11 protein-coding genes are annotated in these 15,395 nt (G+C 70.5%); 7 read left to right on the top strand and 4 right to left on the bottom strand.

Annotated elements, in window-relative coordinates; genetic code table 11:
- Positions 1-49 precede the first annotated feature (49 nt).
- Positions 50-1,729 (top strand): phosphoenolpyruvate--protein phosphotransferase, encoded by a 1,680-nt coding sequence (gene ptsP / locus ASG88_RS01175; protein ID WP_056885569.1) that lies wholly within the window; start codon positions 50-52, stop codon positions 1,727-1,729.
- Between the two features lie 189 nt (positions 1,730-1,918).
- Here ptsP and ASG88_RS01170 read toward each other — a convergent pair whose 3' ends face one another.
- Entirely contained in the window at positions 1,919-2,965 is a 1,047-nt protein-coding gene (locus ASG88_RS01170) for a zinc-dependent dehydrogenase (RefSeq protein ID WP_056885568.1), read from the bottom strand.
- Between the two features lie 208 nt (positions 2,966-3,173).
- On the opposite strand from ASG88_RS01170, the gene ASG88_RS01165 reads away from it, so the two are divergent.
- A complete protein-coding gene (locus tag ASG88_RS01165) occupies positions 3,174-5,162 on the top strand; it encodes a PTS mannitol transporter subunit IICBA (RefSeq protein WP_056885567.1) in 1,989 nt (662 codons plus the stop codon).
- Between the two features lie 152 nt (positions 5,163-5,314).
- On the opposite strand, the gene ASG88_RS01160 is transcribed toward ASG88_RS01165, so the two are convergent.
- A complete protein-coding gene (locus ASG88_RS01160; protein WP_235534672.1) occupies positions 5,315-7,459 on the bottom strand; it encodes a molybdopterin-dependent oxidoreductase in 2,145 nt (714 codons plus the stop codon).
- 170 nt (positions 7,460-7,629) lie between these two features.
- Between ASG88_RS01160 and ASG88_RS01155 the strand changes: the two genes are divergently transcribed.
- A complete protein-coding gene (locus ASG88_RS01155) occupies positions 7,630-7,893 on the top strand; it encodes a DUF6458 family protein (protein WP_056885565.1) in 264 nt (87 codons plus the stop codon).
- Positions 7,894-7,950: 57 nt separating this feature from the next.
- Here the strand turns inward: ASG88_RS01155 and ASG88_RS01150 are convergent, their stop codons facing one another.
- Positions 7,951-9,075 carry a class I SAM-dependent methyltransferase gene (locus tag ASG88_RS01150; RefSeq protein WP_157559501.1) on the bottom strand — a complete coding sequence of 375 codons (1,125 nt, stop codon included), beginning with the start codon at positions 9,073-9,075 and terminating at the stop codon, positions 7,951-7,953.
- A gap of 166 nt (positions 9,076-9,241) precedes the next feature.
- On the opposite strand from ASG88_RS01150, the gene rpsO reads away from it, so the two are divergent.
- The 4 genes from rpsO (at position 9,242) to ASG88_RS22850 (ending at position 14,664) form a co-directional block, all read left to right on the top strand.
- Positions 9,242-9,517, top strand: coding sequence for a 30S ribosomal protein S15 (gene rpsO / locus ASG88_RS01145; protein WP_056885564.1), 276 nt, complete (start codon positions 9,242-9,244; stop codon positions 9,515-9,517).
- Between the two features lie 287 nt (positions 9,518-9,804).
- Complete coding sequence (locus tag ASG88_RS01140; RefSeq protein ID WP_082599771.1) at positions 9,805-12,036, top strand: polyribonucleotide nucleotidyltransferase; 2,232 nt, start codon at positions 9,805-9,807, stop codon at positions 12,034-12,036.
- Between the two features lie 79 nt (positions 12,037-12,115).
- Positions 12,116-13,420 (top strand): M16 family metallopeptidase, encoded by a 1,305-nt coding sequence (locus ASG88_RS01135; RefSeq protein WP_235534671.1) that lies wholly within the window; start codon positions 12,116-12,118, stop codon positions 13,418-13,420.
- A 260-nt stretch (positions 13,421-13,680) separates the two neighbouring features.
- Positions 13,681-14,664 (top strand): hypothetical protein, encoded by a 984-nt coding sequence (locus tag ASG88_RS22850; protein ID WP_056885563.1) that lies wholly within the window; start codon positions 13,681-13,683, stop codon positions 14,662-14,664.
- A 209-nt stretch (positions 14,665-14,873) separates the two neighbouring features.
- On the opposite strand, the gene ASG88_RS01125 is transcribed toward ASG88_RS22850, so the two are convergent.
- On the bottom strand, positions 14,874-15,389 hold the full coding sequence (locus tag ASG88_RS01125) for a class I SAM-dependent methyltransferase (RefSeq protein WP_056885562.1): 516 nt from the start codon (positions 15,387-15,389) through the stop codon (positions 14,874-14,876).
- Positions 15,390-15,395: the final 6 nt, after the last annotated feature.

The following is a 15,395-nucleotide window of genomic DNA, read 5'->3' as shown; positions in this document are numbered from 1 at the left end:
ATCCCCGTATCTGTTGATTGTCAAGCACGCACTGAACTACGGTGTGTCCATGACCACAGTTGCTCACACCGTGCTCCGCGGGACGCCTGTCGTGCCGGGAGTCGCCGCCGGACCTGCCCTGCTCGTGCGTGGCGAGGTCTCGCCCGAGGCGATCGCCCGCTTCGGCGACGGCGACTTCGCCGATGCCGAGGCCGCCATGTCGGCGTACGACGACGCGGTCGGCGCGGTCGCCGACAGCTTCGCCCGCAAGGCCGACAAGGCCACCGGCCCGGCCGCTGAGGTGCTGACCGCGAGTGCCGGTCTGGCCCGCGACAAGGGCCTGCGCAGCGCGGTGGCCAAGAACGTCGCCGCCGGCCAGGGCCTGGTCTCCGCCGTCGACGCGGCCGTCGAGCAGTTCGTCACCATCTTCACCAACATGGGCGGCCTGATGGCCGAGCGGGTCACCGACCTCGAGGACATCGAGCGGCGGGTCGTCGCCCACCTCGTCGGCGAGCCCGAGCCGGGCGTGCCCACGCCCTCCGAGCCGTCCGTGCTGGTCGCCGAGGACCTCGCCCCGAGCGACACCTCCGGGCTGGACCCCGAGCTCATCGTCGCCCTGGTCACCGAGCGCGGTGGCGCCACCAGCCACACCGCCATCATCGCCCGGCAGCTGGGCATCCCCTGCGTGGTCGGCACCGCCGGCATCACCGACCTCGACCACGGCGCGTTCCTGGTCGTCGACGGCGAGTCCGGGGAGGTCGAGGTCGGGGGAGACCCCGCCGAGGCCCAGGAGCGGGTGGCCGCCAGCAAGGCGGCGCGCGCCGCGCTGGCCGACTGGTCGGGTCCGGCCGCGACGTCCGACGGGATCGCGGTCAAGCTGCTCGCCAACGTGGCCGACGGCCCGAGCGCGGTGCAGGCCAGCGCCGAGCCGGTCGAGGGGGTCGGGCTCTTCCGCACCGAGCTGTGCTTCCTCAACGCCACCGACGAGCCGTCGGCCGAGGAGCAGGCCGACATCTACGCGCAGGTGCTGGGCGCGTTCGGCGAGGGCCAGCACGTCGTGATCCGCACCCTCGACGCCGGCTCCGACAAGCCGATCGCCTTCGCGACCCTGCCGGGCGAGGAGAACCCCGCCCTCGGCGTCCGCGGCCTCCGGCTGTCCTTCGGCAACCCCGGCCTGATGGACCGCCAGCTCGACGGCATCCAGATCGCCGCCGAGCGGACCGGCACCGAGACCTGGGTGATGGCGCCGATGGTCGCGACGGTGGCGGAGGCCTCCGACTTCGCGGACAAGGTCCGCGCCCGCGGGCTCAAGCCCGGCATCATGGTCGAGATCCCCAGTGCCGCCCTCTTGGCGCACCGGATGCTCGAGGTCGTGGACTTCCTCTCCATCGGCACCAACGACCTCACGCAGTACGCCATGGCCGCCGACCGGATGGCCACGGACCTCGCCCACCTCACCGACCCGTGGCAGCCGGCCGTGCTGCAGCTCATCGCGATCACCGCGGAGGCGGGCAAGCAGGCCGGCAAGTCGGTCGGGGTCTGCGGCGAGGCGGCCGCCGACCCGCTGCTGGCCTGCGCGCTGGTGGGCATGGGGGTCACCTCGCTGTCGATGGCGGCCCGGGCCGTGCGTCCGGTGGGCGCCCAGCTCTCCCGCGTGTCCATGGACACCTGCGAGGCCGCCGCCGAGGCCGCGCTCGGCGCGAGCGACCCGATGGCCGGGCGCGACGCCGTACGCGCGCTCGTGCACTGACCGCAGGCCCCACGGGGTCGGTACGACGGACGGCCCGCCCCTCGTGTCGAGGTGGCGGGCCGTCCGTGGTGCTGCTGTCAGGGCTCGACGGTGGGTTTCGAGACGGGTCGCTCGTCCGCCGCTGTCGCGGCGTGCGAGCCGACCCTCCTCAACCTCCCGTCGCGAGCCCTGTCAGCTCGTTCCTCGCTGTCAGGGCTCGACAGTGACCTTGATGGCCTCGCCCTTGGCGACGATGTCGAAGGCCGACAGCACGTCGTCGAGGGGGATGTGCTTGGTGATCAGGTCCTTGACCGGCACCTGACCGGTGGAGATGTACTGCAGTGCCCGCTTGTTGTGGTCCGGCGAGGAGCCGTTGGCGCCGTGGATGTGCAGCTGGCGGTAGTGCACGACGTTGGAGTCACAGGTGATCGTCGGGTCGGTCTTGGGGAGGCCGCCGAAGAACGAGATCCGTCCCTGGCGGGCAGCCATCGCGATGGCCTGCTCCTGGGTGACGTTGGCGGGGGTCGCGGTGATGATCACGTCGGCGCCGCGGCCGCCGGTGAGCTTCATGACCTCCTCGACGACGTCGACCTTCGACGCGTCGATGACGTGGTCGGGCTGGACGGCGTCGGCCGACATCTGGAGCCGCTCGGCGTTGACGTCGACGAGCACGACGGTGCCGACCTTGTGCACGCCGCGGGCGATGCGGATGTGCATGCAGCCGATCGGGCCGGCGCCGAAGACGACGGTGAAGTCACCCTCCTCGATGCCCAGCTGCTCCTGCGCGTTGATGGCGCAGGCGAAGGGCTCGGCGGCCGAGGCCTCGTCGTAGCCCACGTTGTCGGGGATGCGGTTGAGGCCGTCGACCTTGAGCACCTGGGCCGGGACGATCATGTACTCCGCGAAGCCGCCGTCGTACTGGTAGCCGACCGACGTCTGGTTCTGGCAGACCTCCATCCAGCCCTTCTTGCACTCGTGGCAGTCGCCGCAGGGGACGGCCGCGATGCACTGCACGCGGTCACCCACGGAGAAGCCGCCGAGCGCGTCGGCGCCGACCTCCACGATCTCGCCGGCCACCTCGTGGCCCATCGTCGTGGTCCCCGTGATGTTGACGTGGCCGTTCTTCTTGATCTTCACGTCGGTGCCGCAGGTCGAGCAGTTCTTGACCTTGATCTTGATCTCGTCGGGCCCGCACTCGGGCTCGGGCACGTCCTCGAGCCGGACGTCCTCGGGGGCGTAGAAGCGCAGTGCCTTCATGGTCGGAATCCCTCCACGGGTGCATTGTCGGTCGCTGGTGTGGTGTGTCACTCACCGTAGCGGGCATAACGGGGCGAAATCCACACCAAATGACCCCCACTTTGGCCCGAATGCTTGGCAACGTGCCCGTATTGAGGTGTACTGGTGCCCTGCCTGTGATCGGGGTCACCCCGCGCTCCAGCACCCGTCACCACATCCGGAGGAATCCATGTCCACACAGACGACACCGCGCCCCGGCGCGCGGGTCCACGTGCAGAAGTTCGGAACGTTCCTGTCCAACATGATCATGCCGAACATCCCGGCCCTGATCGCCTGGGGCCTGCTCACGGCCCTGTTCATCGATGTCGGCTGGTGGCCCAACGCAGACCTGGCCACCATGGTCGGTCCCGCGATCCACTACCTGCTGCCGATCCTGATCGCCGCGACCGGTGGTCGCATGGTGTACGGCGACCGCGGCGCCGTCGTGGGCGCCTTCGCCGTGATGGGTGCCATCGCCGGGTCCGACTTCCTCATCGCCGAGTTCAACACGGCCGAGCTGGCCAAGTGGCTCGCCGCCGGCAACGCCGCGGAGGACTTCTCGGCGCTGGGGCAGGTGCACATGTTCATCGGCGCCATGATCATGGGACCGCTCGCGGCCTGGGTCATGAAGAAGCTCGACGCCGTCTGGGAGGGCAAGGTGCGGGCCGGCTTCGAGATGCTCGTCAACATGTTCTCGGCCGGCATCGTCGCGTTCGTGATGGCGCTCGTGGGCTTCTGGGCGATCGCGCCGATCGTCAACAAGGTCATGGAGATCCTGGGCAACGGGGTGGAGACGCTGGTCGACAACAACCTGCTGCCGCTCACCTCGGTGGTCATCGAGCCGGCCAAGGTCTTCTTCCTCAACAACGCCATCAACCACGGCGTGCTGACCCCGCTCGGCCTGACCGAGGCGGCCGAGACGGGCAAGTCCGTGCTGTTCCTGCTCGAGGCCAACCCCGGCCCGGGCCTGGGCCTGCTCATCGCGATCTCCATCTTCGGCAAGGGCGTGGCTAAGGCCACGGCTCCCGGTGCGGCGATCATCCAGTTCTTCGGCGGCATCCACGAGATCTACTTCCCGTACGTCCTGATGAAGCCCAAGCTGATCCTGGCCATGATCGCCGGCGGCATGACCGGTGTGGCCATCAACGTCGCCTTCGACGTGGGCCTGCGCGCCCCTGCGGCGCCCGGTTCGATCTTCGCGGTCTACGCGCAGACGGCCTCGGGATCCTTCGTCGGAGTGACGCTCGCGGTGTTCGGGTCCGCGGCGGTGACGTTCCTCGTGGCCTCGCTGCTGCTCAAGACCGATCGGTCCGACGACGAGGGCGACCTCGCGGCCGCGACCGCGCAGATGGAGGCCAACAAGGGCAAGAAGTCGTCGGTCGCCGGGATGCTGTCGGGTGGCACCGGTGCCGCCGCCGGTGCGATCAAGTCGATCGTGTTCGCCTGCGACGCCGGCATGGGCTCCTCCGCCATGGGCGCGTCGGTGCTCCGCAAGAAGATCCAGGCCGCCGGCCACGGCGACGTCACCGTCGTCAACAAGGCGATCTCCAACCTCGACGACACCTACGACCTGGTGGTGAGCCACCAGGACCTCACCGACCGTGCCCGTCAGAAGACCCCGTCGGCCATGCACGTCGCGGTGGACAACTTCATGGCCTCGCCGCGTTACGACGAGATCGTCGAGCTGCTCGACCGCACCAACACCCCCGGCGGTGCCCCCGTCGAGGAGGCGGCCGCGGAGACTCCGAGCGGGGTGCTCGACGACAGCTCGATCGTCCTGCGGGGCAACGCCACCTCGCGTGACGACGCCATCACGGAGGCGGGCGAGCTGCTCGTCGCCAGCGGCGCCGTCGAGGCGTCGTACGTCGAGGCGATGCACGAGCGGGAGACCTCGGTCTCGACCCACATGGGCAACCTGCTCGCCATCCCGCACGGCACCAACGAGGCCAAGTCGGCGATCAACCGATCGGCGATCTCGTTCATCCGCTATCCCGACGGCGTCGACTGGAACGGCAAGCCGGCCGAGTTCGTGATCGGCATCGCCGGCGCGGGCGACGACCACCTGGCACTCCTGCAGAAGATCGCCGGCGTCTTCACCGACCCGGCGCAGGTCGAGCGCCTGCGTCAGGCCGGCACGGCTGCCGAGGTGCGCGAGGTCCTCGAGGGCGTGCGCGTCTGACCCACCGATGACCAGGACGCCCGGACGGACCGCTGCAGGTCCGTCCGGGCGTCCTGTCGTGTGCGTCCGGGGGATCGCGCCCGGGGTAGTCCGTGACGGACGGACCCCGGTCCGGACGATCCGGGGGTCCGTTCGTCACGGACTACCCCGACCTACCCCGGGACGGAGGAGACGGTCACAGGTACGCCGCTCAGCGCGGCGTTGCCGGACACGTCGAGGCGCTCGGGGTCGGTGAGGTCGTTGATCGAGACGCCGGGAACCCGTGCTGCGGCACTCATCCCGGGGTTGCGGGCGTGCCCGTAGCCGTGGGGGAGGCTGACGACGCCGCGCATCACGTCCTCGGTCGCGGACACCTCCACGTCGACGGTCCCGACGCGTGAGGTGACCCGGACCGTGGCCCCGTCCGCCAGGGCGCGGGCCGCGAGGTCGTCGGGGTGCATGAGCAGGTGGTGTCGCGGTCGTCCCCGGGTGAGCCGCTCGACGTTGTGCATCCACGCGTTGCAGTCCTTCTGGTGGCGGCGGCCGATGAGCAGCAGCTCGCCCTCGACGGGGGCCGGGACGGCCGCCAGCCGCGCCAGGTCGTCGAGCACGAGCGCCGGGGCCAGGTCGATGCGGTGGTCGCGCGTCTGGAGTCGCTCGGGCAGCAACCCGGCGCGCAGGGGTCCCAGGTCGATGCCCGCCGGGCTGGCGCGGAGCTTGCGCAGGGTGACCCCGGTGCGCCCGCTCAGCAGCAGCAGCTGGACGAGCCGCGTCGGGCTGGCGGTCATCCGGGCGCGCAGCGCCAGCCGCTTGCGGCGCGAGGGCTGGCGGTCCAGGCGCGCCACTGTGCGGAGGGCCAGCTCCCGGTAGATCTGCCAGTCGTGCCGCGTCCCCGGACCCGGCGGGAGCACGGCCGGCGTGAAGCGGGCGGTGTTGCGCACGGCGAGCGTCTGGAAGACCAGGTCGTAGTGGTCGCGCTCCAGCGCGGTGGTCGGCGGCAGGATGACGTCGGCGTGCCGGGTGGTCTCGTTGAGGTAGATGTCGACGGCCGCCATGAAGTCGAGGCCGGCCAACGCCTCGTCGAGACGAGCGCCGTCGGGCGTGGACAGCACCGGGTTGCCCGAGAGCGTCAGCATCGCGCGCACCTGGCCCTCGCCGGGCGTCTCGATCTCCTCGCGCAGGGCCGACACCGGCAGCTCGCTCGCGGTCTCGGGCAGTCCGCGCACCCGCGATCGCCAGGCGCCGTGGTGGCCCCGTCCGATGATGCCGCGGCCCACGACGTCGATGGCCGGGCTGGTGAACATGGCCCCGCCCTCGCGGTCCAGGTTGCCGGTGACGATGTTGAGGACGTTGACGGCCCACTGGCACACCGACCCGAACTCGTGGGTCGAGACTCCGACGCGCCCGTAGACGACCGCGCTCTCGGCGGCAGCGAGCTCGCGAGCGAGCCTCCGGACCTCCTCGGCGGGCACGCCGCTCATCGCGGCCGCCCGCTCGGGGGTGAAGTCGGCGACGGCCGCCTCGACCGCCTCCAGCCCGTGGGCGTGGGCGGGCGCGGTCGCGATGCCGTCGGCGAAGAGCACCTGGAGCATGGCGAGCAGGACCCAGGCGTCGCTGCCGGGGCGTACGAAGTGGTGCTCGGTGGCGATCCTCGCCGTCTCGGTACGCCGCGGATCCAGCACGACCAGCCGGCCGCCGCGGCGCTTGAGGTCGCGCGCCCTTTGCGGGAAGTCCGGCACGGTCATCAGCGACCCGTTGGAGGCCATCGGGTTGGCGCCCACGACGAGGAAGTGGTCGGTCCGGTCGATGTCGGGGATGGGCAGGAGCAGCTGGTGGCCGAACATCAGGTGCGCGAGCAGCTGGTGGGGGAGCTGGTCCACCGACGTGGCGCTGTAGGTGTTGCGGGTCCGCAGGGCCTTGACCAGGCCGATCCCGTGGGTCATCGAGCCGAGGCTGTGGACGTTGGGGTTGCCGAGGTAGATCCCCACGGCGTCCCGGCCGTGGGCGTTGATCGTCGAGGCGAGGCCGTCGGCCACCAGGTCGAAGGCCTCGTCCCAACCGATCTCGGTCCACTCGCCGGTGCTGCGGTCGCGCCGCACGGGGCGGCGCAACCGCTCCGGGTCGGCGTACACGTCGGCGATCGCCACCCCCTTGGGACAGACGTGGCCGCGGGAGAGCGGATCGTCCGGGTTGCCCCGGACGCCGGTGACGGCCCCCGCCTCGAGCGTGATCTCGAGGCCGCAGATCGCCTCGCAGAGGTTGCAGACACCGAGCTTCTTCACCGGGGCGCTGGACGGGGCGTTCATCGGGGGAGGCACCTGCGGATCCTCGCACGACGACACGACCCGTGGCGCTGGTCGTGCTGGTCCTGCCGACCGCCGCCTGTCACCCCTGTGGGTGGGGCGGCCGCGTCGCGCGTCATGGTCGGCGTCGTGGGGCGTTAGGTTCCACGAGCACTCATTCCCCACCACCACCTGGAGACAACACCATGGGTTACGGACTCGGCGTCTTCCTGCTGGCGCTCGGCCTCATCCTGGCCTTCGCCGTGCAGGACATGATCAGCGCCGTCGACCTCACGATGGTCGGCTACATCCTCTGCCTGGCCGGCGTCCTGGTCATCGCGATCACCGCCATCCAGACCAACACGCGCCGTCGCCACACGACGGTCGCCACGACCACCGACCACGAGGGTCGCTCGGCGACCACCGAGCGTCGTACCGAGACGGACCCGCCGGCCCCGCCGGCCGTCTGAGGCTCGCGTGCCGAAGGCCCCTCCCCGACCGGGGGAGGGGCCTTGGTCGTACCGGGATCAGGCCCGACGCATCCAGAACCCGCCACCCACGAGGGTGCTCCGATCGACCGAGGCGGCCGGCCAGGCCGGCGCCAGGGCGGCTGCGAGGTCGGGCGTGGTGGCGACGTGGTGAACCGGCAGCTCGATGAGGTCGCCGGCGGCGCCACCCAGCAGATAGCTCATGAGGAGGTACTGCTCGGCGTAGAAGCGGTCGTTCCACGCCTCCGGGTAGTCGTCCGGGACGAAGATGTCGTGCAGCCCGTAGACGACCCCGGCCGCCAGGTAGGGCAGGGCCTCGGTGAAGAAGACCGTCACGTCGCTGCTGGTGAAGCTGCGGTGGCTGTTGTCCACGAACAGCATGTCGCCGGCGCCGAGCTGGTCGAGGAGGTCGAGGTCGACCTCCTCGAACGGGGCGCGGACCACGTCGTCGCAGAGCGCGTCGACCTCCGCGCGCGGTTGCGGGTCGATGGAGATGATCCGCGTGTCGAGGGCATGGTCGCGGATCGCGAGCCGGGCGAACTTGGTGGAGAACCCCGACCCGACCTCCATGTAGATGGCAGGACGGTGCTCGGCGATCAGGCCGTAGAGGACAACCCCGTCGAGGGGCGGCAGCCACGGGTTGGACCAGTAGGGCAGCAGGGGGTCCGTCTCGGCGTGGGGGACGGCGTGCAGGGGGTCGAGGTGTCGGCCGATCCTGCCCAGCAGGTCGGCGTACTCCGTGTCACGAGCGGAGACGAGGTCGTCGAAGAACGTCTTGCCCGGACGCCCGAAGACGCGCGGCTCCGGGCGGTACGGATAGTCGAACGACGCGGCCATGCCCTTCGCGACCCGATCCTCGTGTGCATGCTGCAGGGCCATGTAGTGGTCGAGCGTCTCGTGGGTGCGTCGCAGGTCGCTGTCGACCTCGGCGAGCCGCGCGTACGCCGAACGAAGCTCGGCTCTCAGCATGTCGGCGGTGGCGTGGGCCTCTCGTCCGGACGCACGGGCGATCTCCAGCTTGGCGCGCGTGCGATCCAGGCGACCGCGCACTGCGTCGAGCCGTTCCCGCGTCCGTGCCAGCTGGGCTCGAGCATGGTCACGCTCGCGCGCGGCCCGGCGACCGGGGAGGATGCGTGCGCTCCATCGCTCGATCCGTCGCTCCATGACCCCCCTGTCCTGCGTGGGACCCTACCGGCCCCCGCGACACGGTTTTGGGAACTACGGCGCTGCGCTGATAGTTTTCACAGGTTGCCGTGAAACGGCCGCGGATCCACAGTGCCCGGGTGAACAGGCCCCGGCGCGCCGCGCAACGAGCTGAGAAGGAGCCTTCATGTCGATTGGTACCGACGCGGAGACCAAGAAGAAGATCATCGCTGAGTACGCCACGGCTGAGGGCGACACCGGTTCGCCCGAGGTCCAGGTCGCTCTCCTGAGCTACCGCATCAGCCACCTCACCGAGCACCTCAAGCAGCACAAGCACGACCACCACAGCCGTCGTGGTCTCCTGCTGCTCGTCGGCCAGCGCCGTCGTCTGCTCAACTACTTGCAGAAGACCGAGATCGAGCGCTACCGCTCCATCGTCGAGCGCCTCGGCCTGCGTCGCTGACACGCCTGGAGCGGTTCCCTGATCACGGGGAGCCGCTCCTGCTGGTTTGCGGCCTACTCCGTTAGGCTCGACCCCGGCCCTTGAGGCCACCCGCTCACGCATCACGCACAACTTCACATTCACACCACCAGGAGTGGCCCGGAACGTCGGCTCGGTCCTCGGTAGTGGCCTCCGGATCGCCGCGTCAACCGCGGCCCGTGGGCCTCGATCGAAGACCGGCAACATGCTCGATCGACGAGCTGTTCGGGCGTTCCGCGGCTAGCTCCGCGAAGAGAAAGGGAAACCCTTTGAACGAGGGACCCATCATTTCTGCTGTCGAGACCGTGCTGGACAACGGCAAGTTCGGACAGCGCACCGTCAAGTTCGAGACCGGCCTGCTGGCCCGCCAGGCGGCCGGCTCGGTCACTGCCTACCTCGACGACGAGACCATGCTGCTCTCGGCGACGACCGCCGGCAAGACGCCGAAGGACCACTTCGACTTCTTCCCGCTGACGATCGACGTCGAGGAGCGGATGTACGCCGTGGGCCAGATCCCCGGCTCCTTCTTCCGCTCCGAGGGTCGCCCGGGCGAGGACGCGATCCTCACCTGCCGGCTCATCGACCGCCCGCTGCGCCCGACCTTCAAGAAGGGCCTGCGCAACGAGGTCCAGGTCGTCATCACCGTCATGGCGCTCGACCCCAACGTCCCCTACGACGTGCTGGCCATCAACGCCGCGTCGCTGTCGACCCAGCTCTCCGGCCTGCCGTTCTCCGGCCCCGTCGGTGGCGTCCGCGTGGCGCTCATCGAGGGCCAGTGGGTCGCATTCCCGACGCACTCGCAGCTCGAGACCGCCGTGTTCGACATGGTCGTCGCCGGTCGGGTCACCGACACCGGTGACGTCGCGATCATGATGGTCGAGGCCGAGGCCACCGAGGAGACCATCGCGCTCGTGCAGGGCGGCGCCCAGGCGCCGACCGAGGAGGTCGTGGCCGGTGGCCTCGACGCCGCAAAGCCCTTCATCAAGCAGCTCGTCGAGGCCCAGGCCGAGCTGGCCCGCGAGGCCGCCAAGCCCGTCCAGGACTTCCCGGTCTTCCTCGACTACGAGGACGACGTCTACGACGCCGTCGAGGCCGCGGCCAAGGACGACGCCGACGCCGCGATGCGCATCGCCGACAAGCAGGAGCGCGAGTCGCGCACCGACGAGATCAAGAGCGCGCTGCTCGAGAAGCTCGCCGGCCAGTTCGAGGGTCGCGAGAAGGAGGTCGGCGCGGCGTTCCGCTCGCTGACCAAGTCGCTCGTCCGCGAGCGTGTCCTGCGCGACAAGGTCCGCATGGACGGTCGCGGCCTCGCCGACATCCGTCCGCTGCACGCCGAGGTCGGCGTGATCCCGCGCGTGCACGGCTCGGCGCTGTTCGAGCGTGGCGAGACCCAGATCCTGGGCGTCACCACGCTCAACATGCTCAAGCTCGAGCAGCAGCTCGACACGCTCTCCCCGGAGAAGCACCGCCGCTACATGCACAAGTACGTCTTCCCGCCGTTCTCGACGGGCGAGACCGGCCGCGTGGGCTCGCCCAAGCGTCGCGAGGTCGGCCACGGTGCGCTCGCGCGCCGTGCCCTGCTGCCGGTGCTCCCGAGCCGCGAGGAGTTCCCCTACGCGATCCGCCAGCTCTCCGAGGCCATGGGCTCCAACGGCTCCACCTCGATGGGCTCGGTCTGCGCCTCCACGCTGTCGCTCCTCCAGGCCGGCGTGCCGCTGAAGGCGTCCGTCGCGGGCATCGCGATGGGCCTCATCTCCGGCGAGGTCGACGGCAAGACGGAGTACGTCGCGCTGACCGACATCCTCGGCGCCGAGGACGCGTTCGGCGACATGGACTTCAAGGTCGCCGGTACCCGCGAGTTCGTGACCGCGCTCCAGCTCGACACCAAGCTCGACGGCATCCCGGCCGAGGTCCTCGCTGCGGCGCTGACCCAGGCCCGCGACGCCCGTCTGGCGATCCTCGACGTCATGGCCGAGGCCATCGACGCCCCCGAGGAGATGTCGCTGCACGCCCCGCGGATCATCACGATCCGGGTGCCCGTCGACAAGATCGGCGAGGTCATCGGCCCGAAGGGCAAGATCATCAACCAGATCCAGGACGACACGGGCGCGACCCTGTCGATCGAGGACGACGGCACGGTCTACATCGGTGCGACCAACGGCGAGGCGGCAGAGGCGGCCAAGAACGCCGTCAACGCGATCGCCAACCCGACGATGCCCGAGGTCGGCGAGCGCTACCTCGGCACGGTCGTCAAGACGACCAACTTCGGTGCGTTCGTCTCGCTGATGCCCGGCAAGGACGGCCTGCTGCACATCAGCAAGCTGCGTGCCCTCGCCGGCGGCAAGCGCGTCGAGGCCGTCGAGGACGTCCTCGCGGTGGGTCAGAAGGTCCAGGTCGAGATCGGCGAGATCGACGACCGCGGCAAGCTCTCGCTCGTGCCGGTCGTGGAGGACTCCTCCTCCGCGTCGGACGACGAGGCCGAGGCCACCGACTCCGAGTGACCTGAGCTCCATCCGCGACCGGCCGGCAGACCACCTGCCGGCCGGTCGTGGCATTTCTCCCCCGAAAGGCATCGCTCCCGTGCAGAACTCCGGCACCACCCGCACCCTCCAGACGGTCAAGGACTCCGACGGCCAGGTGACCTCGCGCGTCCGCCGCACGGTCCTGCCCAGTGGGCTCCGCATCGTCACCGAGCAGATGGCCGGCGCCCGCTCGGCGAGCATCGGGGTGTGGGTCGGCGTGGGCTCGCGGGACGAGACCCCGGCCCTGCACGGCTGCTCGCACTTCCTCGAGCACCTGCTCTTCAAGGGCACCCGGGAGCGCAGCGCCCTCGACATCTCGGTGGCCCTCGACGCGGTCGGCGGCGAGTTCAACGCCTTCACCGCCAAGGAGTACACCTGCTTCCACGCGCGGGTCCTCGACGACGACCTGCCGATGGCGATCGACGTCCTCGGCGACATGGTCACCAACTCGTTGCTGACCGCGGCCGACGTCGAGGCCGAGCGGGACGTGATCCTCGACGAGATCGCCATGCACGACGACGACCCGGACGACGTGGTGCACAACCTGTTCGCCCACCAGGCCTGGGGTGACACCCCCCTCGGACGGCCGATCGCCGGCACCCACGACTCCATCACCGCGATGAGCCGCGACCAGATCCATCGCTTCTACCGCCGTCACTACCGGCCCGGGACCATGGTCGTCGCCGCGGCCGGCAGCGTCGACCACGCGACCGTCGTACGCCAGGTGCGCAAGGCGTTCGGACGCCAGGGCTTCCTCGACGGTGAGGGCGCCCCGGCCGCCGCCCGGATCACCGACAAGGCACGTGCTGTCGCCTCGGGCGAGGCCCGCACGACCCGCCCCTTCGAGCAGGTCAACATCGTGCTCGGCGCCAAGGGCATCACCCGCACCGACGAGCGCCGCTACGCCCTCGGGGTCCTCAACACCGCCCTCGGTGGAGGCACGTCGTCGCGTCTCTTCCAGGAGGTCCGCGAGCACCGCGGGCTGGCCTACTCGGTCTACTCGTTCGCCAGCCACCACGCCGACGCCGGCCTGGTCGGTGTCTCGGTGGGCTGCCTGCCCGGCAAGGTCGAGGACGTGCTGGCCACCGTGCGCGGCGAGCTCGCCAAGGTGGCGGCCGACGGCATCACCGCCGAGGAGCTGGAGCGCGGCAAGGGTCAGCTGCGCGGGGGACTGGTGCTCGGCCTCGAGGACTCCGGCTCGCGGATGTCGCGGATCGGCAAGGTCGAGCTCATGCGCGACGAGCTGCTGTCGATCGACCAGGTCATCGCCCGGATCGACGCCGTCACGCTCGATGAGGTGCGCGCCGTCGCCGCCGAGCTCTTCTCCCAGCCCGAGGTGCTCGCGGTCGTCGGCCCGCGCTGACCCTCTGCCGTGACTGGCGGCGGCCGACAGGTACGSCGCACTGCTCGATGTCGGCGCCCGCCAGTGTCCGCGGCTGGCCGAGGAGWGTCGGCGCAACTGGYGGCGCCCGACGGTGGTGGTGTGGGCCGACCATGTCGTCGTTCGCCAGTTGCCTCGAACTCGAGCCACGAGGCGTCCACCGACGTCACGCGCCCGGGCCGTGTCCACAGGGTTGCACTGGTGAGCCGCGAGCACAGCGAGGCGTCGACGACGCTCAGGCGATGGCCGACCCCGATCCAGTCTCCGATGCGCCCGTCGTCACCACCGCAGTCGCGATCCGTGGCTGCCCGCGTCGAGTGGCCTACCAATCGGTCACGCGAGGCATCCATCGGCGCAGGCTCGACGGGGGAGACTCGGGAGCTTCGTGGCTCGCTGACCTCGCCGGGTGGCAGCTGCTCCTGACCCAGCACGGTTGCTTCACCGGCCTGACGGCGGCGCGCGTCCGCGGCTGGGGACTGCCTCCCGTGCCGGAGGCCATGCCCGTCTTCGTCGCCATGCAGCTCGATGACCCACGGCCCATGCGCGACGGCATCCGCACGAGTCGACACCCCGAACCGGTTCCGCACCAGGTCATCGGGGGTCTCAGGTGCGCGACCGCGGCCGAGACGATCCTAGCCTGCGCCCGGTGGCTGTCGCTGGTCGACCTGGTCGTGGTGGTGGACAGCGCGCTCCAAGCCGAGGACGTGACCCTCGAGGAGCTCCGACGGGTGTGCCGGCCGAGGAGACGCGGGCGGACGGCCCTGCTCGCCGCGCTGGGCTGGGCGGACGGACGGGCGGAGTCCACCTGGGAGACGCTCCTGCGGCTGCTGCACGTCGTCGTGGGCGCCGAGGTCGCACCTCAGTTCGAAGTCCGGGACGAGGGTGGGGACCTCGTCGCCCGGGTGGACCTCCATCTAGTCGGCACCACGTCCGACCACGAGTACGACGGCGGTCACCACCGTGAGCCCGACGAGCATCGCGACGACCTGAGGAGGGAGCGACGGCTCAGTTCGCTGGGACGCGTGCGCCGGGGCTACACCGCCTCCGACGTCGTCCGGCGACCGATCGGCGTGCTCCGCGACGTCGACCTCGCGCTGGGGCGGGCGCACGACCCGGGGCGGATCCGCCCGTGGATCGTCATGCTGCGGGAGTCGCTGTACACCCCGTCCGGCCGGGCGGCCTTCCTGCGGCGCGTCGGGACCACGTCAGTGACTGGCGGGAAGTGACACCACTATTGAGGACACATCCGTCGTACGCCGCCAGTCGCGCTCGGGCGGTGAGAGAGATCCGTCGTACGCCGCCAGTCGCGCTCGGGCGGTGAGAGAGATCCGTCGTACGCCGCCAGTTGCGGCGGTGGGGCCGGCTCGCCGGGTCTCGACACGCGCGCGGCCTCGCACCTCAGCGGAGCCGAGGACAGCCGGGACGAGATGCGGGCTCAGCGCCTGCCGATGATCCCGACCACGGCCGGGGCCTTCTGCTCCACCACCGAGACGCGGAAGCCGGCGCGGGCGAGCGCGTCGGAGGTCTTCTTGACGATGTTGGGGACCAGCTCGGAGCGGTTGGCCTCGTAGAACAGGTAGACGGCGCCACCGGGCACGACGCGCTCGTGGAGCAGGGCCACCTCGTCGTCGCAGTTGCGCACCCAGAAGAGGTTGACGTTGAAGGCGAAGACCTTGGTGAGCCGCTTGACCGGGACCCGCAGGGTGGCGAGGTCGATCTGCCGCACGACCAGCCGGCCGGCGTCGACGTACTTCTGGTTGCGGCGCTTGGTGCGGTCCACTCCGGACTCGGAGCGGTCGATGGCGAAGAGCTTGCCCGACTCGAGCTTGCTGCAGATCAGCTCGGCCCCGGCGCCCGGACCACACCCGATCTCGAGCACCTGGTCGTTGGGTTGGACGTCCATCAGCTCGACGGCCCAACGGATGCGGGGCGGGATCGTCTGGATCGGCATGGGTCA

This window comes from Nocardioides sp. Soil777 (genome assembly GCF_001428425.1).
Taxonomy (GTDB): Bacteria; Actinomycetota; Actinomycetes; order Propionibacteriales; family Nocardioidaceae; genus Nocardioides; species Nocardioides terrigena.
Note: the sequence above shows the minus strand (reverse complement) of the source record. Positions and strands in the feature narration are given on the sequence as shown.

What these genes read in the sequence shown, in the direction of transcription:
- rpsO (WP_056885564.1), top strand. Translation starts at nt 9,242, where the DNA reads ATGTCGATTGGTACCGACGCGGAGACCAAGAAGAAGATCATCGCTGAG.
- ASG88_RS01155 (WP_056885565.1), top strand. Translation starts at nt 7,630, where the DNA reads ATGGGTTACGGACTCGGCGTCTTCCTGCTGGCGCTCGGCCTCATCCTG.
- ASG88_RS01165 (WP_056885567.1), top strand. Translation starts at nt 3,174, where the DNA reads ATGTCCACACAGACGACACCGCGCCCCGGCGCGCGGGTCCACGTGCAG.
- ptsP (WP_056885569.1), top strand. Translation starts at nt 50, where the DNA reads ATGACCACAGTTGCTCACACCGTGCTCCGCGGGACGCCTGTCGTGCCG.
- ASG88_RS01125 (WP_056885562.1), bottom strand. Translation starts at nt 15,389, where the DNA reads ATGCCGATCCAGACGATCCCGCCCCGCATCCGTTGGGCCGTCGAGCTG.
- ASG88_RS01150 (WP_157559501.1), bottom strand. Translation starts at nt 9,075, where the DNA reads ATGGAGCGACGGATCGAGCGATGGAGCGCACGCATCCTCCCCGGTCGC.
- ASG88_RS22850 (WP_056885563.1), top strand. Translation starts at nt 13,681, where the DNA reads ATGGCCGACCCCGATCCAGTCTCCGATGCGCCCGTCGTCACCACCGCA.
- ASG88_RS01170 (WP_056885568.1), bottom strand. Translation starts at nt 2,965, where the DNA reads ATGAAGGCACTGCGCTTCTACGCCCCCGAGGACGTCCGGCTCGAGGAC.